Source organism: Stagnihabitans lacustris (assembly GCF_025950525.1).
Taxonomy (GTDB): domain Bacteria; phylum Pseudomonadota; class Alphaproteobacteria; order Rhodobacterales; family Rhodobacteraceae; genus Stagnihabitans.
On sequence record NZ_JAPDGS010000003.1, the window covers coordinates 1 to 13,283 of the forward strand.

Consider the following 13,283-nt stretch of genomic DNA (forward strand, 5'->3'; position numbering starts at 1 on the left):
CGCTTCGTTCCGTCGCTACCGTCGTTCGGTGAAGCGGTGTTTAGGCCCAGGTCACAAAACCCGCAAGAGGAAAAATCACCCGTTGTCGCATTTTCTTTGCTTTTCCCGATTTTTCTTCAAAATCCGATGGTTGACGAAATCTTAACCAATTGGTCAGCCCTTTTTCGGCAACTTTCTTTCGCGCGCGCAGCGGGCCTTAACCCCAAACCACCCGACTCGGCCCGAACTTCCAGACCCGCGCCCCCAGAAGCGCCGCAAGGATCGCGGCATAGATCAGAATCTCGGCCGTCCAGACCTTTTGCACCATGATGAAATGCACAACGGCCAAGATTGCCGCCGGATAGGCCAGCTTGTGCAGCCGCCCCCAGCTTTTGCGCAGCCAGCGGATCGAGCGGTCATTCGACGTCACTGCCAGAGGGATCAGCAGCAGGAAAGAGGCCATCCCGATCATGATATACCACCGCTTGATCAGGTCAGCCGCGATCTGCTCCCAGCGCAGGCCCATATCCAGGACCAGCCAGGACAGCAGATGCACCACCACAAGGCCAAAGCCGACCAGACCGATCTGACGCCGAAACCGCAGGGCGTTCACCCCCACCCAGCGCAGGGGCGTGATCATCAGGCTCAACAGCAGGACCCGCACCGCCCAAAGGCCAAGCCCCCTCTCGATATCCCGCACGGGGTCGATGGCCTGCAGCCCGGGAACGATGACCCAGGCAGCAATCGCCACCCCCAGTATATAGAGGCTCCACGTCGGAAGCCGCCGCAGTCCTGCGTTCAGCATGTCCATCAGTAGTTCACCGCAAGGTCCATGCCTGCGTAAAGGCTGGCCACCTCGTCGCCATAGCCGTTGAACATCAGCGTGTCCTGACGACCGGCCAAAAGCCCGGCGCCGATCAGCCGCTCGGAGGCCTGGCTCCAGCGCGGGTGATCCACCGTCGGGTTCACGTTGGCATAGAAGCCGTATTCGTTCGCCGCCATCATGTTCCAGGTCGTCTGCGGCATCTGATCGGTCAAAGAGATCCGGACGATCGCCTTCACACCCTTGAAGCCATATTTCCACGGCACGACCAGGCGGATCGGGGCGCCGTTCTGGTTGGGCATCGGCTTGCCATAGATCCCCGTCGCCAAGAGCGTCAGCGGATGCATCGCCTCATCCAGCCGCAGCCCCTCACGGTAAGGCCATTCCAGGATGCCCATCTTCTGCCCCGGCATCTCTTCGGGCCGGACCAGAGTTTCAAAGGCCACGTATTTCGCGCCGGACTGCACGCCGATCTTGTTCAACAGGCTGGCCAGCGTCACGCCCTGCCACGGGATCACCATCGACCAGGCTTCGACACAGCGGAACCGGTAGATCCGCTCTTCGACCGTCAGGCCGGTCAGCAGCTCGCCCAGGTCATAATCGCCCGGCTTGTCCACCATGCCATCGACCTTCACCGTCCAGGGCGAGGTCGTCAGCATCGAGGCATTGGCGGCGGGGTCTTCCTTGCCGGTGCCGAACTCGTAATAGTTGTTGTAGCCGGTGATCTCTTCATAGGTGTTCGGCGTCAGAGCCTCGGCCCGGGCCAGTTGCGGGGCCAGGCTAAGCGCAGCCGCCCCCGCCATGATCTGCCGGCGGTTCAGGTAAAGGGCTTCGGGGGTCACATCGGACCAGCGGGGGGTCTTCATCGGCGGTTCCTCCTATGGGGTCATAAGACGATACGTTGAAAACCGCCGTTTGTTTCATGTCATTCCGTCACGGTCTTGTGAAAGAAGCCGCGTCACCACCGGCATGGTCAGCACGGTCGATCCCACCGCCATCAACAGCAGCGCGGTAAAGGCCGTGGCCGAGATCACGCCCTTGTCCAGCAGGATATTGGCGAAGATGATCATGATCAGCGCCTTGGTCTGCAACAGCCAGCCGATCACCCAGGTCTCTGGCCCCCAGCCCAGCACCCGCCCCGCGGCCCAGACGCCCAACAGCTTGCCACCGACCGAGACGACCAACAACAGGGCCGCCGCCGCCAGCACGACCCAGCCCCCGGACTCGAATCCGGTGCGCAGGCCGGTCGACAGGAAAAAGATCGGCATCATGACCAGAAGCCAGGCCTCGCGCAGGCGGTCAACGCGGGTGACATCGAACCAACGTGCCTCCAGCACGGCGCCGGCCAGGAAGGCGCCCACCATGAAATGCAGCCCCGCCCAATCGGCGACCAGCGCAAGGGCGATCATCCAGATCAGGGCGACAGGCCAGCGGTCGCCCGCCCTCAGCCTTGGCACCAGGCGCCGGACCAGGGGCGACAGCGTCAGCAGAAGCAGCATAAAGCCCAGTTGGCGGCTTACCTGTCCCCAATCCATCAAGATCACCGCCAGAACCGCCCAAATCGCCACATCATCCAACGAGGCATAGCGCAAGACGCGCTGGCCCAAAGGCCGCCGCAGCAGGTCCAGTTGATCCAGGAACAGAATCAGGATCGGCAAGGCGGTGACGGCGCAGGCCATGCCGATGCCAAGGGCGGTCTGCCAGGGATGGCCCGCCGCCCCCACCCAACCCGGGCTATGCACCAGAACCCAACCCGCAACCGTCCCCAGCATCAGCGGCACGCCCAGGGCAAAGCCCGCCGCCACGCCGGTATCGCGCCGATTGGCCAAGGCCTCGGACATGTCCAGCTCCAGCCCGGCGATAAAGACAAAGATCGTGACCGCCCACAGCGCCAGCGCATTCAGGGCGCCGATGACCTGCGGGGTAAAGATCGCGCCATGCGCCTCGGGCGCCAGGGCACCGAATATCCCGGGGCCCAGAAGCACGCCACCGACGATCTGCACCACGACCAAGGGCAGCGTGACCTTGCCCCACAGCCGCCAGACCCCCCAGGGCAGGGCAAAGATGATGAACAGCGCGGCCAGAAGGGTTTCGTTATGGGTCATGATCGCGGCACCCTAGCGCGCTGCGGCCCAAGGTCAATCACGCCCAGGTCACGACAAGTTCAGCCGCAGATTGTGAACCGCCGGTTAACGGGCCGCGTAAACTCCGTGCCAATCCCGGCAGATATGGAGTGACCCCATGATCCGCAGAACCTTCCTCGCCCTGACCGCTTCGGTTGCCATGCTTTCGGCTCCGGCCTTCGCGCAGGACAAGGATATCGTCGACACCGCCGTCGGCGCGGGCAATTTCACCACGCTCGTCGCCGCCGTTCAGGCCGCGGGCCTGGTCGAGACGCTGAAAGGCCCCGGCCCCTTCACCGTCTTCGCGCCGACCGACGCCGCCTTTGCCGCCCTGCCCGCTGGCACGGTCGAAGACTTGCTGAAGCCGGAAAACAAGGACAAGCTGGTTGCCATCCTGACCTATCACGTCGTCCCCGGCAAAGTGATGGCCGCAGACCTGACCGAGGGCATGAAAGCCGCCTCCGTGCAGGGCGGCGAGCTGACCTTCACGCTGGAAGGCGGCGCCAAGGTCAACGGTGCGGTGATCTCGACCGCCGATATCGCGGCGACCAATGGCGTGATCCACGTCATCGACAGCGTGATCCTGCCGCCGATGTAAGCGGTTCGCTACAAAACCGGCGGGCCATCCCGGCCCGCCAAAGCAAAACGGGGGGAGCCTTCTGGCGCCCCCCGTTTCATTTGGACCTGCTGGTCCGCCGTTCTTTTGGGCCCTGCAGCCCGGGGGGCTTGCGCCCTTAGTGAACCCGCGCCTCTACCGGCCTTTCCTTGGCCGAGGGCACGATACGGTCGCCGATCACCAAGCCATCCGGCGCGGCCGAGATCGTGACGGTGGACCCGTCCAGAACCTCACCGCCCAGGATCATCTGGGCCAACTGATCCTGCAAATGGCGCTGGATCACCCGCTTCAGCGGCCTTGCGCCATAGACCGGATCGTAACCCTCATCCGCCAGCCACTGTCGCGCCGCCGCGTCGGTTTCCAGCGTGATCTTGCGGGCGGCCAGACGGGCTTCCAGCTTGTGAAGCTGGATATCGACGATGGCGCCCATATCCCCGCGGCCCAGGCGTTCAAAGATGATCGTCTCGTCCAGACGGTTCAGGAACTCGGGCCGGAAGTGGGCGCGGACGGCGTCCATCACCTCGGCACGCGCTCCGGCAGGATCGGCGCCTTCGGGCAGCTGTGACAGGGCGTAGGCCCCCAGGTTGGACGTCAGGATGATCAGCGTCTGCTTGAAGTCCACCGTCCGCCCCTGACCATCGGTCAAGACGCCATCATCCAGCACCTGCAACAGCACGTTAAAGACATCCGGATGCGCCTTTTCCACCTCGTCAAACAGCACAACCTGATAGGGCCGCCTGCGGACGGCTTCGGTCAAAACCCCGCCCTCGTCATAGCCGACATAGCCGGGCGGCGCGCCGATCAGACGGCTCACGGCATGTTTCTCCATGAACTCGGACATATCAATCCGCACCATGGCGCTATCATCGTCAAACAGATACTCCGCCAGCGCCTTGGTCAGCTCGGTCTTGCCCACACCGGTCGGTCCAAGGAAAAGGAAGCTGCCAAGCGGCCGCCCCTCGTCGTTCAGCCCGGCCCTTGCGCGCCGCACCGCGTTCGACACCGCCGTCACCGCCGCCCGTTGCCCCACGACCCGCTTGCCGATCTGCTCTTCCATTTTCAGCAGCTTTTCCTTCTCGCCCTCCAGCATCTTGGAGGTCGGGATCCCGGTCCAGCGTTCGACGACTTCCGCGATCTGCTCAGGCCGCACGGCTTCGGACACAAGCGCCTCGCCCTGCCGCGTCTCGGCCTCGGCCAAGGCCTTTTCCAGCGCGGGTATGCGCCCGTATTGCAGCTCGCCGGCCTTGGCGAAGTTGCCCTCGCGCTTGGCGCCGTCCAGTTCCGCCCTGGCGCGGTCCAGCTGTTCCTTGATATCCCGCGCCTTTTCCAGACTGTCGCGCTCGGCCTGCCAGGTTGCCGTCATCGAGGCCGAGGCCTGTTGCAGGTTGGCAAGCTCCTTCTCCAGCTTTTCCAGCCGGTCGCGAGAGGCCGCGTCGTCTTCCTTCTTCAGCGCCTCGGATTCGATCTGCAGTTGCAGGATCTGGCGGTCCAAAGCGTCCAGTTCCTCGGGCTTGCTGTCGACCTCCATCCGCAGACGGGAGGCGGCCTCGTCCATCAGGTCGATCGCCTTGTCAGGCAAGAACCGATCGGTGATATAGCGGTGCGACAGGGTCGCCGCCGCCACAAGGGCCGCATCCGCGATCCGCACGCCGTGGTGCAGCTCATACTTCTCCTTGATGCCGCGCAGGATGCTGATCGTATCCTCCACCGTCGGCTCGGACACCATCACCGGCTGGAACCGCCGCGCCAAGGCCGCGTCCTTTTCGACATACTTGCGGTATTCGTCCAAGGTGGTCGCGCCGACGCAATGCAGCTCGCCCCGCGCCAAAGCCGGTTTGATCAGATTGGCCGCATCCATCGCGCCATCCGATTTCCCCGCGCCCACCAAAGTGTGCATCTCGTCGATGAACAGGATGATTTCGCCTTCCGCCGACGTCACCTCGTTCAGCACCGCCTTCAAGCGTTCCTCAAACTCGCCGCGATACTTCGACCCGGCGATCAAAGACCCCATGTCCAAAGCCATCAGCTTTTTGTTCCGCAGGCTTTCGGGCACGTCGCCATTGACGATGCGCAAGGCAAGGCCCTCGGCAATCGCCGTCTTGCCCACGCCGGGCTCGCCGATCAGCACCGGGTTGTTCTTGGTCCGCCGGGAAAGCACCTGCATGGTGCGCCGTATCTCGTCATCGCGCCCGATGATCGGGTCGATCTTGCCCTCAGCCGCCGCCTCGGTCAGGTCGCGGGCGTATTTCTTCAGCGCGTCATAGCCCTCTTCGGCACTGACGGTATCGGCCGTCCGCCCCTTGCGGATGTCATTGATCGCGGCGTTCAGCTTTTGCGCCGTCACCGCGCCCGCATCCAAAGCCGCCTTCGCCGCCGAGGTCACAAGGCACAAGGCCATCAGGATACGTTCGACCGGCACAAAGCTGTCGCCGGCCTTCTTGGCGACCTTTTCGGCCTCGTCCAGCACCTTGACCAGGCCCGGATCGGTGAACGGCTGCGCGTCGCCCGTCACCTTGGGCAGCTTCCCCAGGGCCAGGTCCAAAGCCTCGGTCACGCGCAAAGGTTCGCCCCCGGCGCGGCGGATCAGGTTGGACGACAGGCCCTGTTCGTCATCCATCAGGGCCTTCAGCAGATGTTCGGGCGCAAGCCGCTGGTGGCTTTCCCGCATCGCGATGGTCTGCGCCGCCTGCAAAAAGCCGCGCGAGCGTTCGGTGAATTTCTCAAGGTTCATGGGTGTTCTCCCGTTCAAGCACCTTCGGATCGCCCATCATGGCACGATCCTGCGGCCTCATCCTTGATCTGGGATGGTGTGACGCCCCCTGCAAGACCGTCAAATGGTCGCAGAGCAGATTTTCCCGTGCTATGCCGTGGGAATGACCTTGAAATCCCGTCTTCACGCCCGGGCGCTGACCGAAGGCTTTTCTGCCATGGGCATCTGTGCGCCCGATGCGATCCCCTTGGCGGCGGACCGGCTGGCGGCTTTCGTCGCGGATGGCGCGCATGGCCAGATGGGCTGGATGGCCGAGCGGATGGAGTGGCGCGGCAACCCCGCCGCCCTGTGGCCCCAAGCGCGGTCGGTGATCATGCTGGCCGAGGTCTATACCCCGTCGGACCGGTCCCCGACGCCCCCCGACCACGGCGAGATTTCCTGCTATGCGCAGGGCAAGGATTACCATGACCTTGTCAAACGGCGGCTGAAACGGCTTGGCGGCTGGTTGGTCGATCAGGCCAAAAAGGCGGGGGAGCCTTGCGAGATCAAGGTTTTCGTCGACACCGCCCCGGTGATGGAAAAGCCCCTGGCTCAGGCCGCGGGTCTGGGCTGGCAGGGCAAGCATACGAACCTTTTGTCGCGCGATCTGGGGAACTGGTTCTTTCTGGGCGCGATCTTTACCACTCTGGACCTGCCCAATGATGCGGCAGAGGTCTCGCATTGCGGGTCCTGCACCGCCTGTCTGGACGCCTGCCCGACCAAGGCCTTCCCCGCGCCCTACCAGTTGGACGCGCGGCGCTGCATTTCCTACCTGACGATTGAACACAAGGGGCCGGTGGACCTTGACCTGCGTCAGGGGCTGGGGAACCGGATTTACGGCTGCGACCTGTGCCTTGCCGCCTGCCCGTGGAACAAATTCGCCGCCGAGGCGCGCGAGATCGGCTATGCCGCGCGGACCGGCAATCCGCCTCTGGCCGAGTTGGCGGCGCTGGACGATGCCGGCTTCAGGGCGCGCTTTGCCGGCAGCCCGATCAAGCGGATCGGTCGGGACCGCATGGTGCGCAACGTGCTGTATGCCATCGGAAATTCGGGCGACCCGCGGCTTGCCCCTGCGGCCAGGGCCCTGCGCGCCGACCCTGATCCCACAGTGGCCGAGGCCGCGGATTGGGCACTTAGCCGGCTAGCCGATCCCGCAAAGCCGTGACCTGATCGCGCAAGGCGGTCAGCCGTTCGACCTCCAGCCCGCAGGCGTCGAAGATACAGCTGGCAACCCCCGCAGAGTGCGCCTGCAGCCCGCGCCCCTTGTCGGTCAGCGTCACCCGAACCTGCCGTTCGTCCTTATTATCGCGCGCGCGCGCGAGGAGGTCTTGGCTCTCCATCCGTTTCAGAAGCGGCGTCAGGGTGTTGGACTCCAGCCCCAGGGCGCGGCCAAGGTCGCCGACGGTGCGGTCATCCTCTGCCCACAAGACCATCAGGACCAGGAATTGCGGATAGGTCAGGCCCAAGGGCGCAAGCAGCGGCTGATAGACGCGCTGCATGGCGTGATTGGCCGAATACAGCGCAAAGCAGATCATGTCAGGAAGGGTGAGGGCTTTCATGCGCCCTGAATAAATCGCGCGCGATTAGATCGCAAGGGGGTTGACCGAATCGCGGGGCGGGGATATTCCATCGCTAACGATTTAATCGCAGGAGATGCAAATGTCGGTCGATCCGAAATATTGGACGGAAGCCACTGCCACGGGCGGCGGGCGCAATGGTCTGGCCAAGCTGGCGAATGGCCAGATGACCGTAACGCTGGCGTCACCCAAGGAACTGGGCGGCTCGGGCCTGGGGCATAACCCCGAAGAGCTGTTCGCCTTGGGCTATGCCGCCTGCTATCTGGGCGCGATGCGCTTTGCCGCGCAGTCGGAAAAGCTGGGCACCGTGCCGGAAGATGCGACCGTGACCGCCAAGGTCGGCATCGGCCCGCGCGATGATGGCGGCTTCGGGCTGGCCATCACGCTGGAGGTGAAAATGCCGGGCGTCGACAAGGCCGTGGCCGAAACGATCGCCGAGCGCGGCCATTTCATCTGCCCCTATTCGCATTTCTCGCGCGGTGGTGTTGCGGTCTCGACCGTCGTCGCCTGAGGCTTGCCCTCAGTGGGGTTTCACACCCCCGCACCCACCCGAAGAGCGGGGGTTTCACACCCCCGCACCCCCGTGGGATATTTATGAAAAGATGAAGGAGGGGGCGGCTTCGGTCGCCTCTTTTCTTTTGGAGGGTGGTGAGTATCCTGTGGGGAAACAGGAGGTGACGATGGGACGTCTTGCGGGCAAGGTGGCGATTGTGTCGGGCGGGGCCACCGGGATCGGGGAAGCTTCGGTGCGGCTGTTTGCGGCCGAAGGCGCGGCGGTGGGGATCATCGACCGCAACGCGGCGGCGGGCGCGGCGCTTGCGACGGAATTGCAGTCGGCGGGGCATCGGGTGGTTTTTGCCGCGGCCGATGTCAGTCGGCGCGACCAGGTTCAGGCCGCCGTGGCGGCTGTCCGTGCGGCTCTGGGTCCGGTCAACGTGCTGTTCAACCATGCCGGGACGATTGTCATCAAACCCTTCCTTGAGACCTCCGAGGAGGATTGGGACGGGCTTTTCGCCGTCAACGTCAAGTCCATGTATCTGATGACGCAGGAAGTTTTGCCGATGATGTTGGAGGCGGGACGCGGCGCCATCGTTTGCACCGCCTCGATCTCGGGGTTCTATGCCACCCCGAACGAGGTGCTGTATGACGCGACCAAAGCGGCCTGCGCGATGTTCTCCAAGGCCATCGCGGTCGAGTTCCGCGACCGCGGCATCCGCTGCAATGCGGTCTGCCCGGGCTTTATCCTGACCCCGCATGGGCGGCGCGAAGTGGCGGATCTGACGGCCCTGGGCGTCGATGTCTCCGAGGCCGCGATGAAGGCCGCGCAGGGGCGTTTCGGCCTGCCCGAGGATATCGCGCGCGCGGCGCTTTACCTTGCCTCGGACGATGCGGAATTCGTGAACGGCACGGAATTGTTCGTCGACAACGGCTTCTCCGCGGTCTGAAGCGTTAGCGGATTGTTCACCGGCGACCCCTAGGTTTCATGGAAACAGATGGGGAATCGGGGATGCGGCTGATCCTGCTTGCGCTAAGCCTGTGCCTGATGGCGACTTCGCTGGGTGCCGAAGTCTCGCCCGAGGTGCTGCAGACCTATCGGCGGCCGATGACGATCCCATTCCCTGCCGATGCGCCCTATGATCCGCGCATCGCGACCCTGGGCAAGATGCTGTATTTTGATCCGCGGCTGTCGGGGGGGCAGAACCTCAGCTGTGCGTCCTGCCACAACCCCTCTTTTGGATGGGAGGCGCCGGCTGCCCGCGCCATCGGATCGGCCAATACGCCGCTGGGCCGCCATGCGCCGACGGTGCTGAACGCGGCATGGATCTCGCCGCTGTTCTGGGATGGCCGCGCCGCCACGCTGGAGGATCAGGCCAAGGGTCCGATCACCAATCCAGCCGAAATGAACGCCACAATGGATCAGGTGGTGTCCCGCCTGACCCGCGTTCCGCAATATGCCGAGGCTTTTGCCAAGCTTTTCCCCAAGGAAGGCATGACCGAAGCGACGGTTTTGCGCGCGATTGCCACTTTTGAACGGACGGTCGTGTCAGGTTGGTCGCCCTTTGATCGTTGGGTCGAGGGGGACAAGAACGCCCTCTCTGCCGAAGCGCGCAAGGGGTTCGAGCTGTTCATCGGCCCAGCGGGCTGTGCGAATTGCCATACCGGGTGGAATTTCACCGACAATCTGTTCCATGACATCGGCTTGCCCGGCAAGGACGCGGGGCGCCTGGCCATTGACCCGTCCGACCCGCTGAACGGCCAGGCCTTTAAGACGCCGGGGCTGCGCAATATCGCCCTGCGTGCGCCTTTCATGCATGACGGCACCTTGCGCGACCTGACGGCGGTGCTGAAACACTATGCCGAAGGGGTGCGGCAGCGCGACAGCCTAAGCCCGTCCATGGCGCAAATCACCCTCTCGGAGGCCGATTCCAAGGCGATCATCGCCTTTCTGGACAGCCTGACCGAGGAATCCAGCGACGTTTCCACCCCTGTTTTGCCGGCGAACTGACATGCTTTCCATCCAGACCCGCCTTCTGATCGTGATCTTGTTGCTGGGCCTGACCGCCATCGCGGGCTGTCTTGGCATGGGCTATACTGCTTGGGCCATCTCTTTGGAAAAGGACAAGGTCCTGTCCGCCTCGCTGAATGCGCTGAACGCGGCCAATTCGCTGACCCAGGGCCTGAACGATGCGACCGATGTCGTCGAAGGCGTGGCGAACATGACGGAATTGGTGGATATCGCCAAGGTGCGCAAGGAGTTCACCATCACGACGGCGCTGATCGACACCTCGGTCAACGCGATGAAATCGGCCGCGCTTTCCGACCAGATGGAGCAATCCATCGCGGATTTCGAAACGGCAAAGACCCGATGGGTCGAACAGGCCAAGCTGCTTTTGGGCTTTACCTCCGCGACGGAGATTCCAACGCGCGAGTTGCTGCAACGCGAGGCGGAAGGGGTTCTGGCCCAGGCCATCCAGATCGCAAGGATCGCCCAGACCGATGCAAACGCCTATGTGACCAAGTCGCGCAACGACATGCGGGCGCAACTTCTGGTGACGGCGGCGCTGATGCTGGGGGCGATTGTCGTCGTGTCGGGGATCGTGCTGTTCTTTTCCCGCCGGGTGGCGCGCTCGGTGGCGCAGGTGGCGCATCGTTTGCGGGCCATGTCCGGGGTTGGCGGTCCGGCGAAATCGCGCGACGAGGTGGCGCAGATGCGTCAGGCTGCCGAAAGCCTGGAGTCAGAGCTTTCCGCCTTCCAGGCCGCCCTGGGTCGCGCCACAATGGCGGCGGCGGCGGGGGACCTGACCGTCCGGATCGAAGAAACCGCCAGTCAGGAAGACTTGCGCGGCATCGCGGCGCAACTGAACCAAGTTTTCGCCGCGGTCGAGGGGGCGACGGGCGCGATCTCTGCCGTCCTGCGCGACTATGCGGCGGGCAATCTTTCGGCGCGGATGGCGGGGGATTACCACGGCGTCTTTGCCGACCTGCAGCGCGACGGCAACTCAACCGGCGAAAAGCTGACCCAGCTGGTCATCCAGATCAAGGAAACCGCGCAACGCATCCGGGTCGAGCTGCAGCCGATCCAGAACGGCGCGCGCGATCTGTCCTCGCGGGCGACGCGTCAGGCCGAACGCCTGCACGAAACCGCCGCCACGATGGTAGAGCTTTCGGCGACGGTCGATGCCAATGCGGGCAATGCGGCCCGCGCGACTCAGCTGTCCGAGGGCACGTCGGGCGCCGCGGTCAATGGCGGCAGCGTCGCCAACGAGGCGATCTCGGCCATCCGGCTCGTGTCGGAAAACGCGCGACAAATCAATGAGATCACCGGCTATGTCGATGACATTGCCTTCCAGACCAACCTGTTGTCGCTAAACGCCGCGGTCGAGGCCGCACGGGCGGGCGATGTCGGCAAGGGCTTTGCCGTCGTCGCCCACGAGGTGCGGATGCTGGCCAACAAAGCGGCCGAAGCCTCGTCCGAGATCAAGAATCTGATCGGCCAATCGACCCGCAATGTCGGAAATGGCGTGAAATTCGTCGAGGCGACGGGTCGGTCGTTGGTCGAAATCCACGAATCTGTCGACCAGGTGGTCGAAGCTGTCGGCCAGATCTCCACCGCGGTGAAAGAGCAATCGGCCGGCATCAACGCGGTTTCGGACATCGTCACCAGTCTTGAACACGAAACCGGGCTGAACGCACGCCTCGCTTCGGATTCGGCGGCGGCCGTCGATGGGCTGATGGCCGAGATCGGGCGGCTGAACAAGCTCATCGCCTATTTCACCACCGAGCCCGCGACGGAACGGCAGCCCATGGCGCTTTCAGCCTGAGGCCCCCTTTCCACGCCCCCCGCCGCCGCCTAAGTTGGCACCAGAAAGAGGTGCCCCATGACCAATCCGCATTGGATCTATACCCAGACGATCAAGACCTTTGCCGCCGGTGCCGAGCCGCCCTTCGAAGACGAGGCCGAGCTTTTGCACACCTGGGGCAAGGTCTGGGGCATCGACAATGACGTCGGCCGCATCCGCTCTATCCTGATGCACCGCCCCGGGACCGAGATGAACGTGGTCGATCCGGCCAAGCGTCTGGCCGAAATCGGTTCTTATGGCGATCCGGCGGTCGGCTGGTATTTCCAATCCGACACGCCGCCCGACATTCCCCTGATGCAATCGCAGCACGACGCCTATGTCGCAGCGCTTCAGGCCGAGGGCGTCGAGGTCCATTTCGTCGATGGCGAGGCCGGCAATCGGCTGAAACAGGTCTATACCCGCGACCCGCTGATCATGGTGAAGGGCGGCGCCATCGTCTGCCGCATGGGGGCGCGCATCCGTCGTGGCGAGGAACTGGCGATCACCCGCACACTGGCCCGCCTCGGCATCCCGATCCTGCGCACTATTTCGGGCAGCGGCATCATGGAGGGCGGCTCTTTCGCCTGGCTGAACGAGAAAACCTGCGCTATCGGCGTCGGCGTCCGCGTCAACCGCGAGGGTGCCGAACAGGTGGGCGAGGTTTTGGCCCGCCAAGGGGTCGAGCTTCTGATCGTCGAACTGACCGGATATGACATCCACTTGGACGTCAGCTTCCTGATGATCGACCGCGACCTTGCGATCCTCAACCCGATGGGCCTGCCCTATTCCTTTCTGGAGGAACTGACCCGCCGCGGCATCCGCTATATCGAGACCGACCCCGGCGATGACCCTTGGATCGTGAATTCCATCGCCATCGCACCGGGAAAACTGCTGATCCCCGAGGGCGCAACCAACCGCACGCTCGACCGCCTGGCTGCCAGCGGCGTCACCTGGACGACGGTGCCCTATGCCGCCGTCCACAAAAACGGCGGCGGGTTGCATTGTTCGACCACACCGCTGATCCGCGACAAGGTCTAGAAAGCGCCGCAATTCGGTCAGGCTCATCGCCTTTGTTG

12 protein-coding genes are annotated in these 13,283 nt (G+C 63.9%); 7 read left to right on the forward strand and 5 right to left on the reverse strand.

What is annotated here, in order from left to right; genetic code table 11:
* Positions 1–196: 196 nt before the first annotated feature.
* Genes NX862_RS08515 through NX862_RS08525 form a run of 3 tightly spaced genes read right to left on the reverse strand, consistent with a single transcriptional unit; the run spans position 197 to position 2,907 of the window.
* Positions 197–790: a protein-methionine-sulfoxide reductase heme-binding subunit MsrQ gene (locus NX862_RS08515; protein WP_264493479.1), complete on the reverse strand. Its 594-nt coding sequence runs from the start codon at positions 788–790 to the stop codon at positions 197–199.
* Entirely contained in the window at positions 790–1,668 is an 879-nt protein-coding gene (msrP, locus tag NX862_RS08520; protein WP_264493480.1) for a protein-methionine-sulfoxide reductase catalytic subunit MsrP, read from the reverse strand. Before msrP ends, NX862_RS08515 begins: the two co-directional genes overlap by 1 nt.
* A gap of 54 nt (positions 1,669–1,722) precedes the next feature.
* Positions 1,723–2,907, reverse strand: coding sequence for a cation:proton antiporter (locus tag NX862_RS08525; RefSeq protein ID WP_264493481.1), 1,185 nt, complete (start codon positions 2,905–2,907; stop codon positions 1,723–1,725).
* A 136-nt stretch (positions 2,908–3,043) separates the two neighbouring features.
* On the opposite strand from NX862_RS08525, the gene NX862_RS08530 reads away from it, so the two are divergent.
* Positions 3,044–3,523: a fasciclin domain-containing protein gene (locus tag NX862_RS08530; RefSeq protein WP_264493482.1), complete on the forward strand. Its 480-nt coding sequence runs from the start codon at positions 3,044–3,046 to the stop codon at positions 3,521–3,523.
* A gap of 136 nt (positions 3,524–3,659) precedes the next feature.
* Here the strand turns inward: NX862_RS08530 and clpB are convergent, their stop codons facing one another.
* Positions 3,660–6,272 (reverse strand): ATP-dependent chaperone ClpB, encoded by a 2,613-nt coding sequence (gene clpB, locus NX862_RS08535; RefSeq protein ID WP_264493483.1) that lies wholly within the window; start codon positions 6,270–6,272, stop codon positions 3,660–3,662.
* 142 nt (positions 6,273–6,414) lie between these two features.
* Between clpB and queG the strand changes: the two genes are divergently transcribed.
* A complete protein-coding gene (queG, locus tag NX862_RS08540) occupies positions 6,415–7,455 on the forward strand; it encodes a tRNA epoxyqueuosine(34) reductase QueG (RefSeq protein ID WP_264493484.1) in 1,041 nt (346 codons plus the stop codon).
* Here the strand turns inward: queG and NX862_RS08545 are convergent.
* Positions 7,424–7,849: a MarR family winged helix-turn-helix transcriptional regulator gene (locus NX862_RS08545; RefSeq protein ID WP_264493485.1), complete on the reverse strand. Its 426-nt coding sequence runs from the start codon at positions 7,847–7,849 to the stop codon at positions 7,424–7,426. The genes queG and NX862_RS08545 overlap by 32 nt on opposite strands.
* Positions 7,850–7,949: 100 nt before the next feature.
* Between NX862_RS08545 and NX862_RS08550 the strand changes: the two genes are divergently transcribed.
* The 5 genes from NX862_RS08550 to NX862_RS08570 all read left to right on the forward strand — a co-directional run bounded on the left by NX862_RS08550 (position 7,950) and on the right by NX862_RS08570 (position 13,245).
* Positions 7,950–8,378: an organic hydroperoxide resistance protein gene (locus tag NX862_RS08550; protein ID WP_264493486.1), complete on the forward strand. Its 429-nt coding sequence runs from the start codon at positions 7,950–7,952 to the stop codon at positions 8,376–8,378.
* Positions 8,379–8,547: 169 nt separating this feature from the next.
* Positions 8,548–9,312 (forward strand): SDR family NAD(P)-dependent oxidoreductase, encoded by a 765-nt coding sequence (locus NX862_RS08555; protein WP_264493487.1) that lies wholly within the window; start codon positions 8,548–8,550, stop codon positions 9,310–9,312.
* A 38-nt stretch (positions 9,313–9,350) separates the two neighbouring features.
* Positions 9,351–10,373, forward strand: coding sequence for a cytochrome-c peroxidase (locus NX862_RS08560; RefSeq protein ID WP_264493488.1), 1,023 nt, complete (start codon positions 9,351–9,353; stop codon positions 10,371–10,373).
* A 1-nt stretch (position 10,374) separates the two neighbouring features.
* Complete coding sequence (locus tag NX862_RS08565) at positions 10,375–12,189, forward strand: methyl-accepting chemotaxis protein (RefSeq protein ID WP_264493489.1); 1,815 nt, start codon at positions 10,375–10,377, stop codon at positions 12,187–12,189.
* A 57-nt stretch (positions 12,190–12,246) separates the two neighbouring features.
* Complete coding sequence (locus NX862_RS08570; RefSeq protein WP_264493490.1) at positions 12,247–13,245, forward strand: dimethylarginine dimethylaminohydrolase family protein; 999 nt, start codon at positions 12,247–12,249, stop codon at positions 13,243–13,245.
* Positions 13,246–13,283: the final 38 nt, after the last annotated feature.

Coding starts and splice junctions, on each gene's coding strand:
- NX862_RS08555 (WP_264493487.1), top strand. CDS start 8,548: ATGGGACGTCTTGCGGGCAAGGTGGCGATTGTGTCGGGCGGGGCCACC.
- NX862_RS08530 (WP_264493482.1), top strand. CDS start 3,044: ATGATCCGCAGAACCTTCCTCGCCCTGACCGCTTCGGTTGCCATGCTT.
- clpB (WP_264493483.1), bottom strand. CDS start 6,272: ATGAACCTTGAGAAATTCACCGAACGCTCGCGCGGCTTTTTGCAGGCG.
- NX862_RS08570 (WP_264493490.1), top strand. CDS start 12,247: ATGACCAATCCGCATTGGATCTATACCCAGACGATCAAGACCTTTGCC.
- NX862_RS08525 (WP_264493481.1), bottom strand. CDS start 2,907: ATGACCCATAACGAAACCCTTCTGGCCGCGCTGTTCATCATCTTTGCC.
- msrP (WP_264493480.1), bottom strand. CDS start 1,668: ATGAAGACCCCCCGCTGGTCCGATGTGACCCCCGAAGCCCTTTACCTG.
- NX862_RS08545 (WP_264493485.1), bottom strand. CDS start 7,849: ATGAAAGCCCTCACCCTTCCTGACATGATCTGCTTTGCGCTGTATTCG.
- NX862_RS08560 (WP_264493488.1), top strand. CDS start 9,351: ATGGAAACAGATGGGGAATCGGGGATGCGGCTGATCCTGCTTGCGCTA.
- queG (WP_264493484.1), top strand. CDS start 6,415: ATGACCTTGAAATCCCGTCTTCACGCCCGGGCGCTGACCGAAGGCTTT.
- NX862_RS08565 (WP_264493489.1), top strand. CDS start 10,375: ATGCTTTCCATCCAGACCCGCCTTCTGATCGTGATCTTGTTGCTGGGC.
- NX862_RS08550 (WP_264493486.1), top strand. CDS start 7,950: ATGTCGGTCGATCCGAAATATTGGACGGAAGCCACTGCCACGGGCGGC.
- NX862_RS08515 (WP_264493479.1), bottom strand. CDS start 790: ATGGACATGCTGAACGCAGGACTGCGGCGGCTTCCGACGTGGAGCCTC.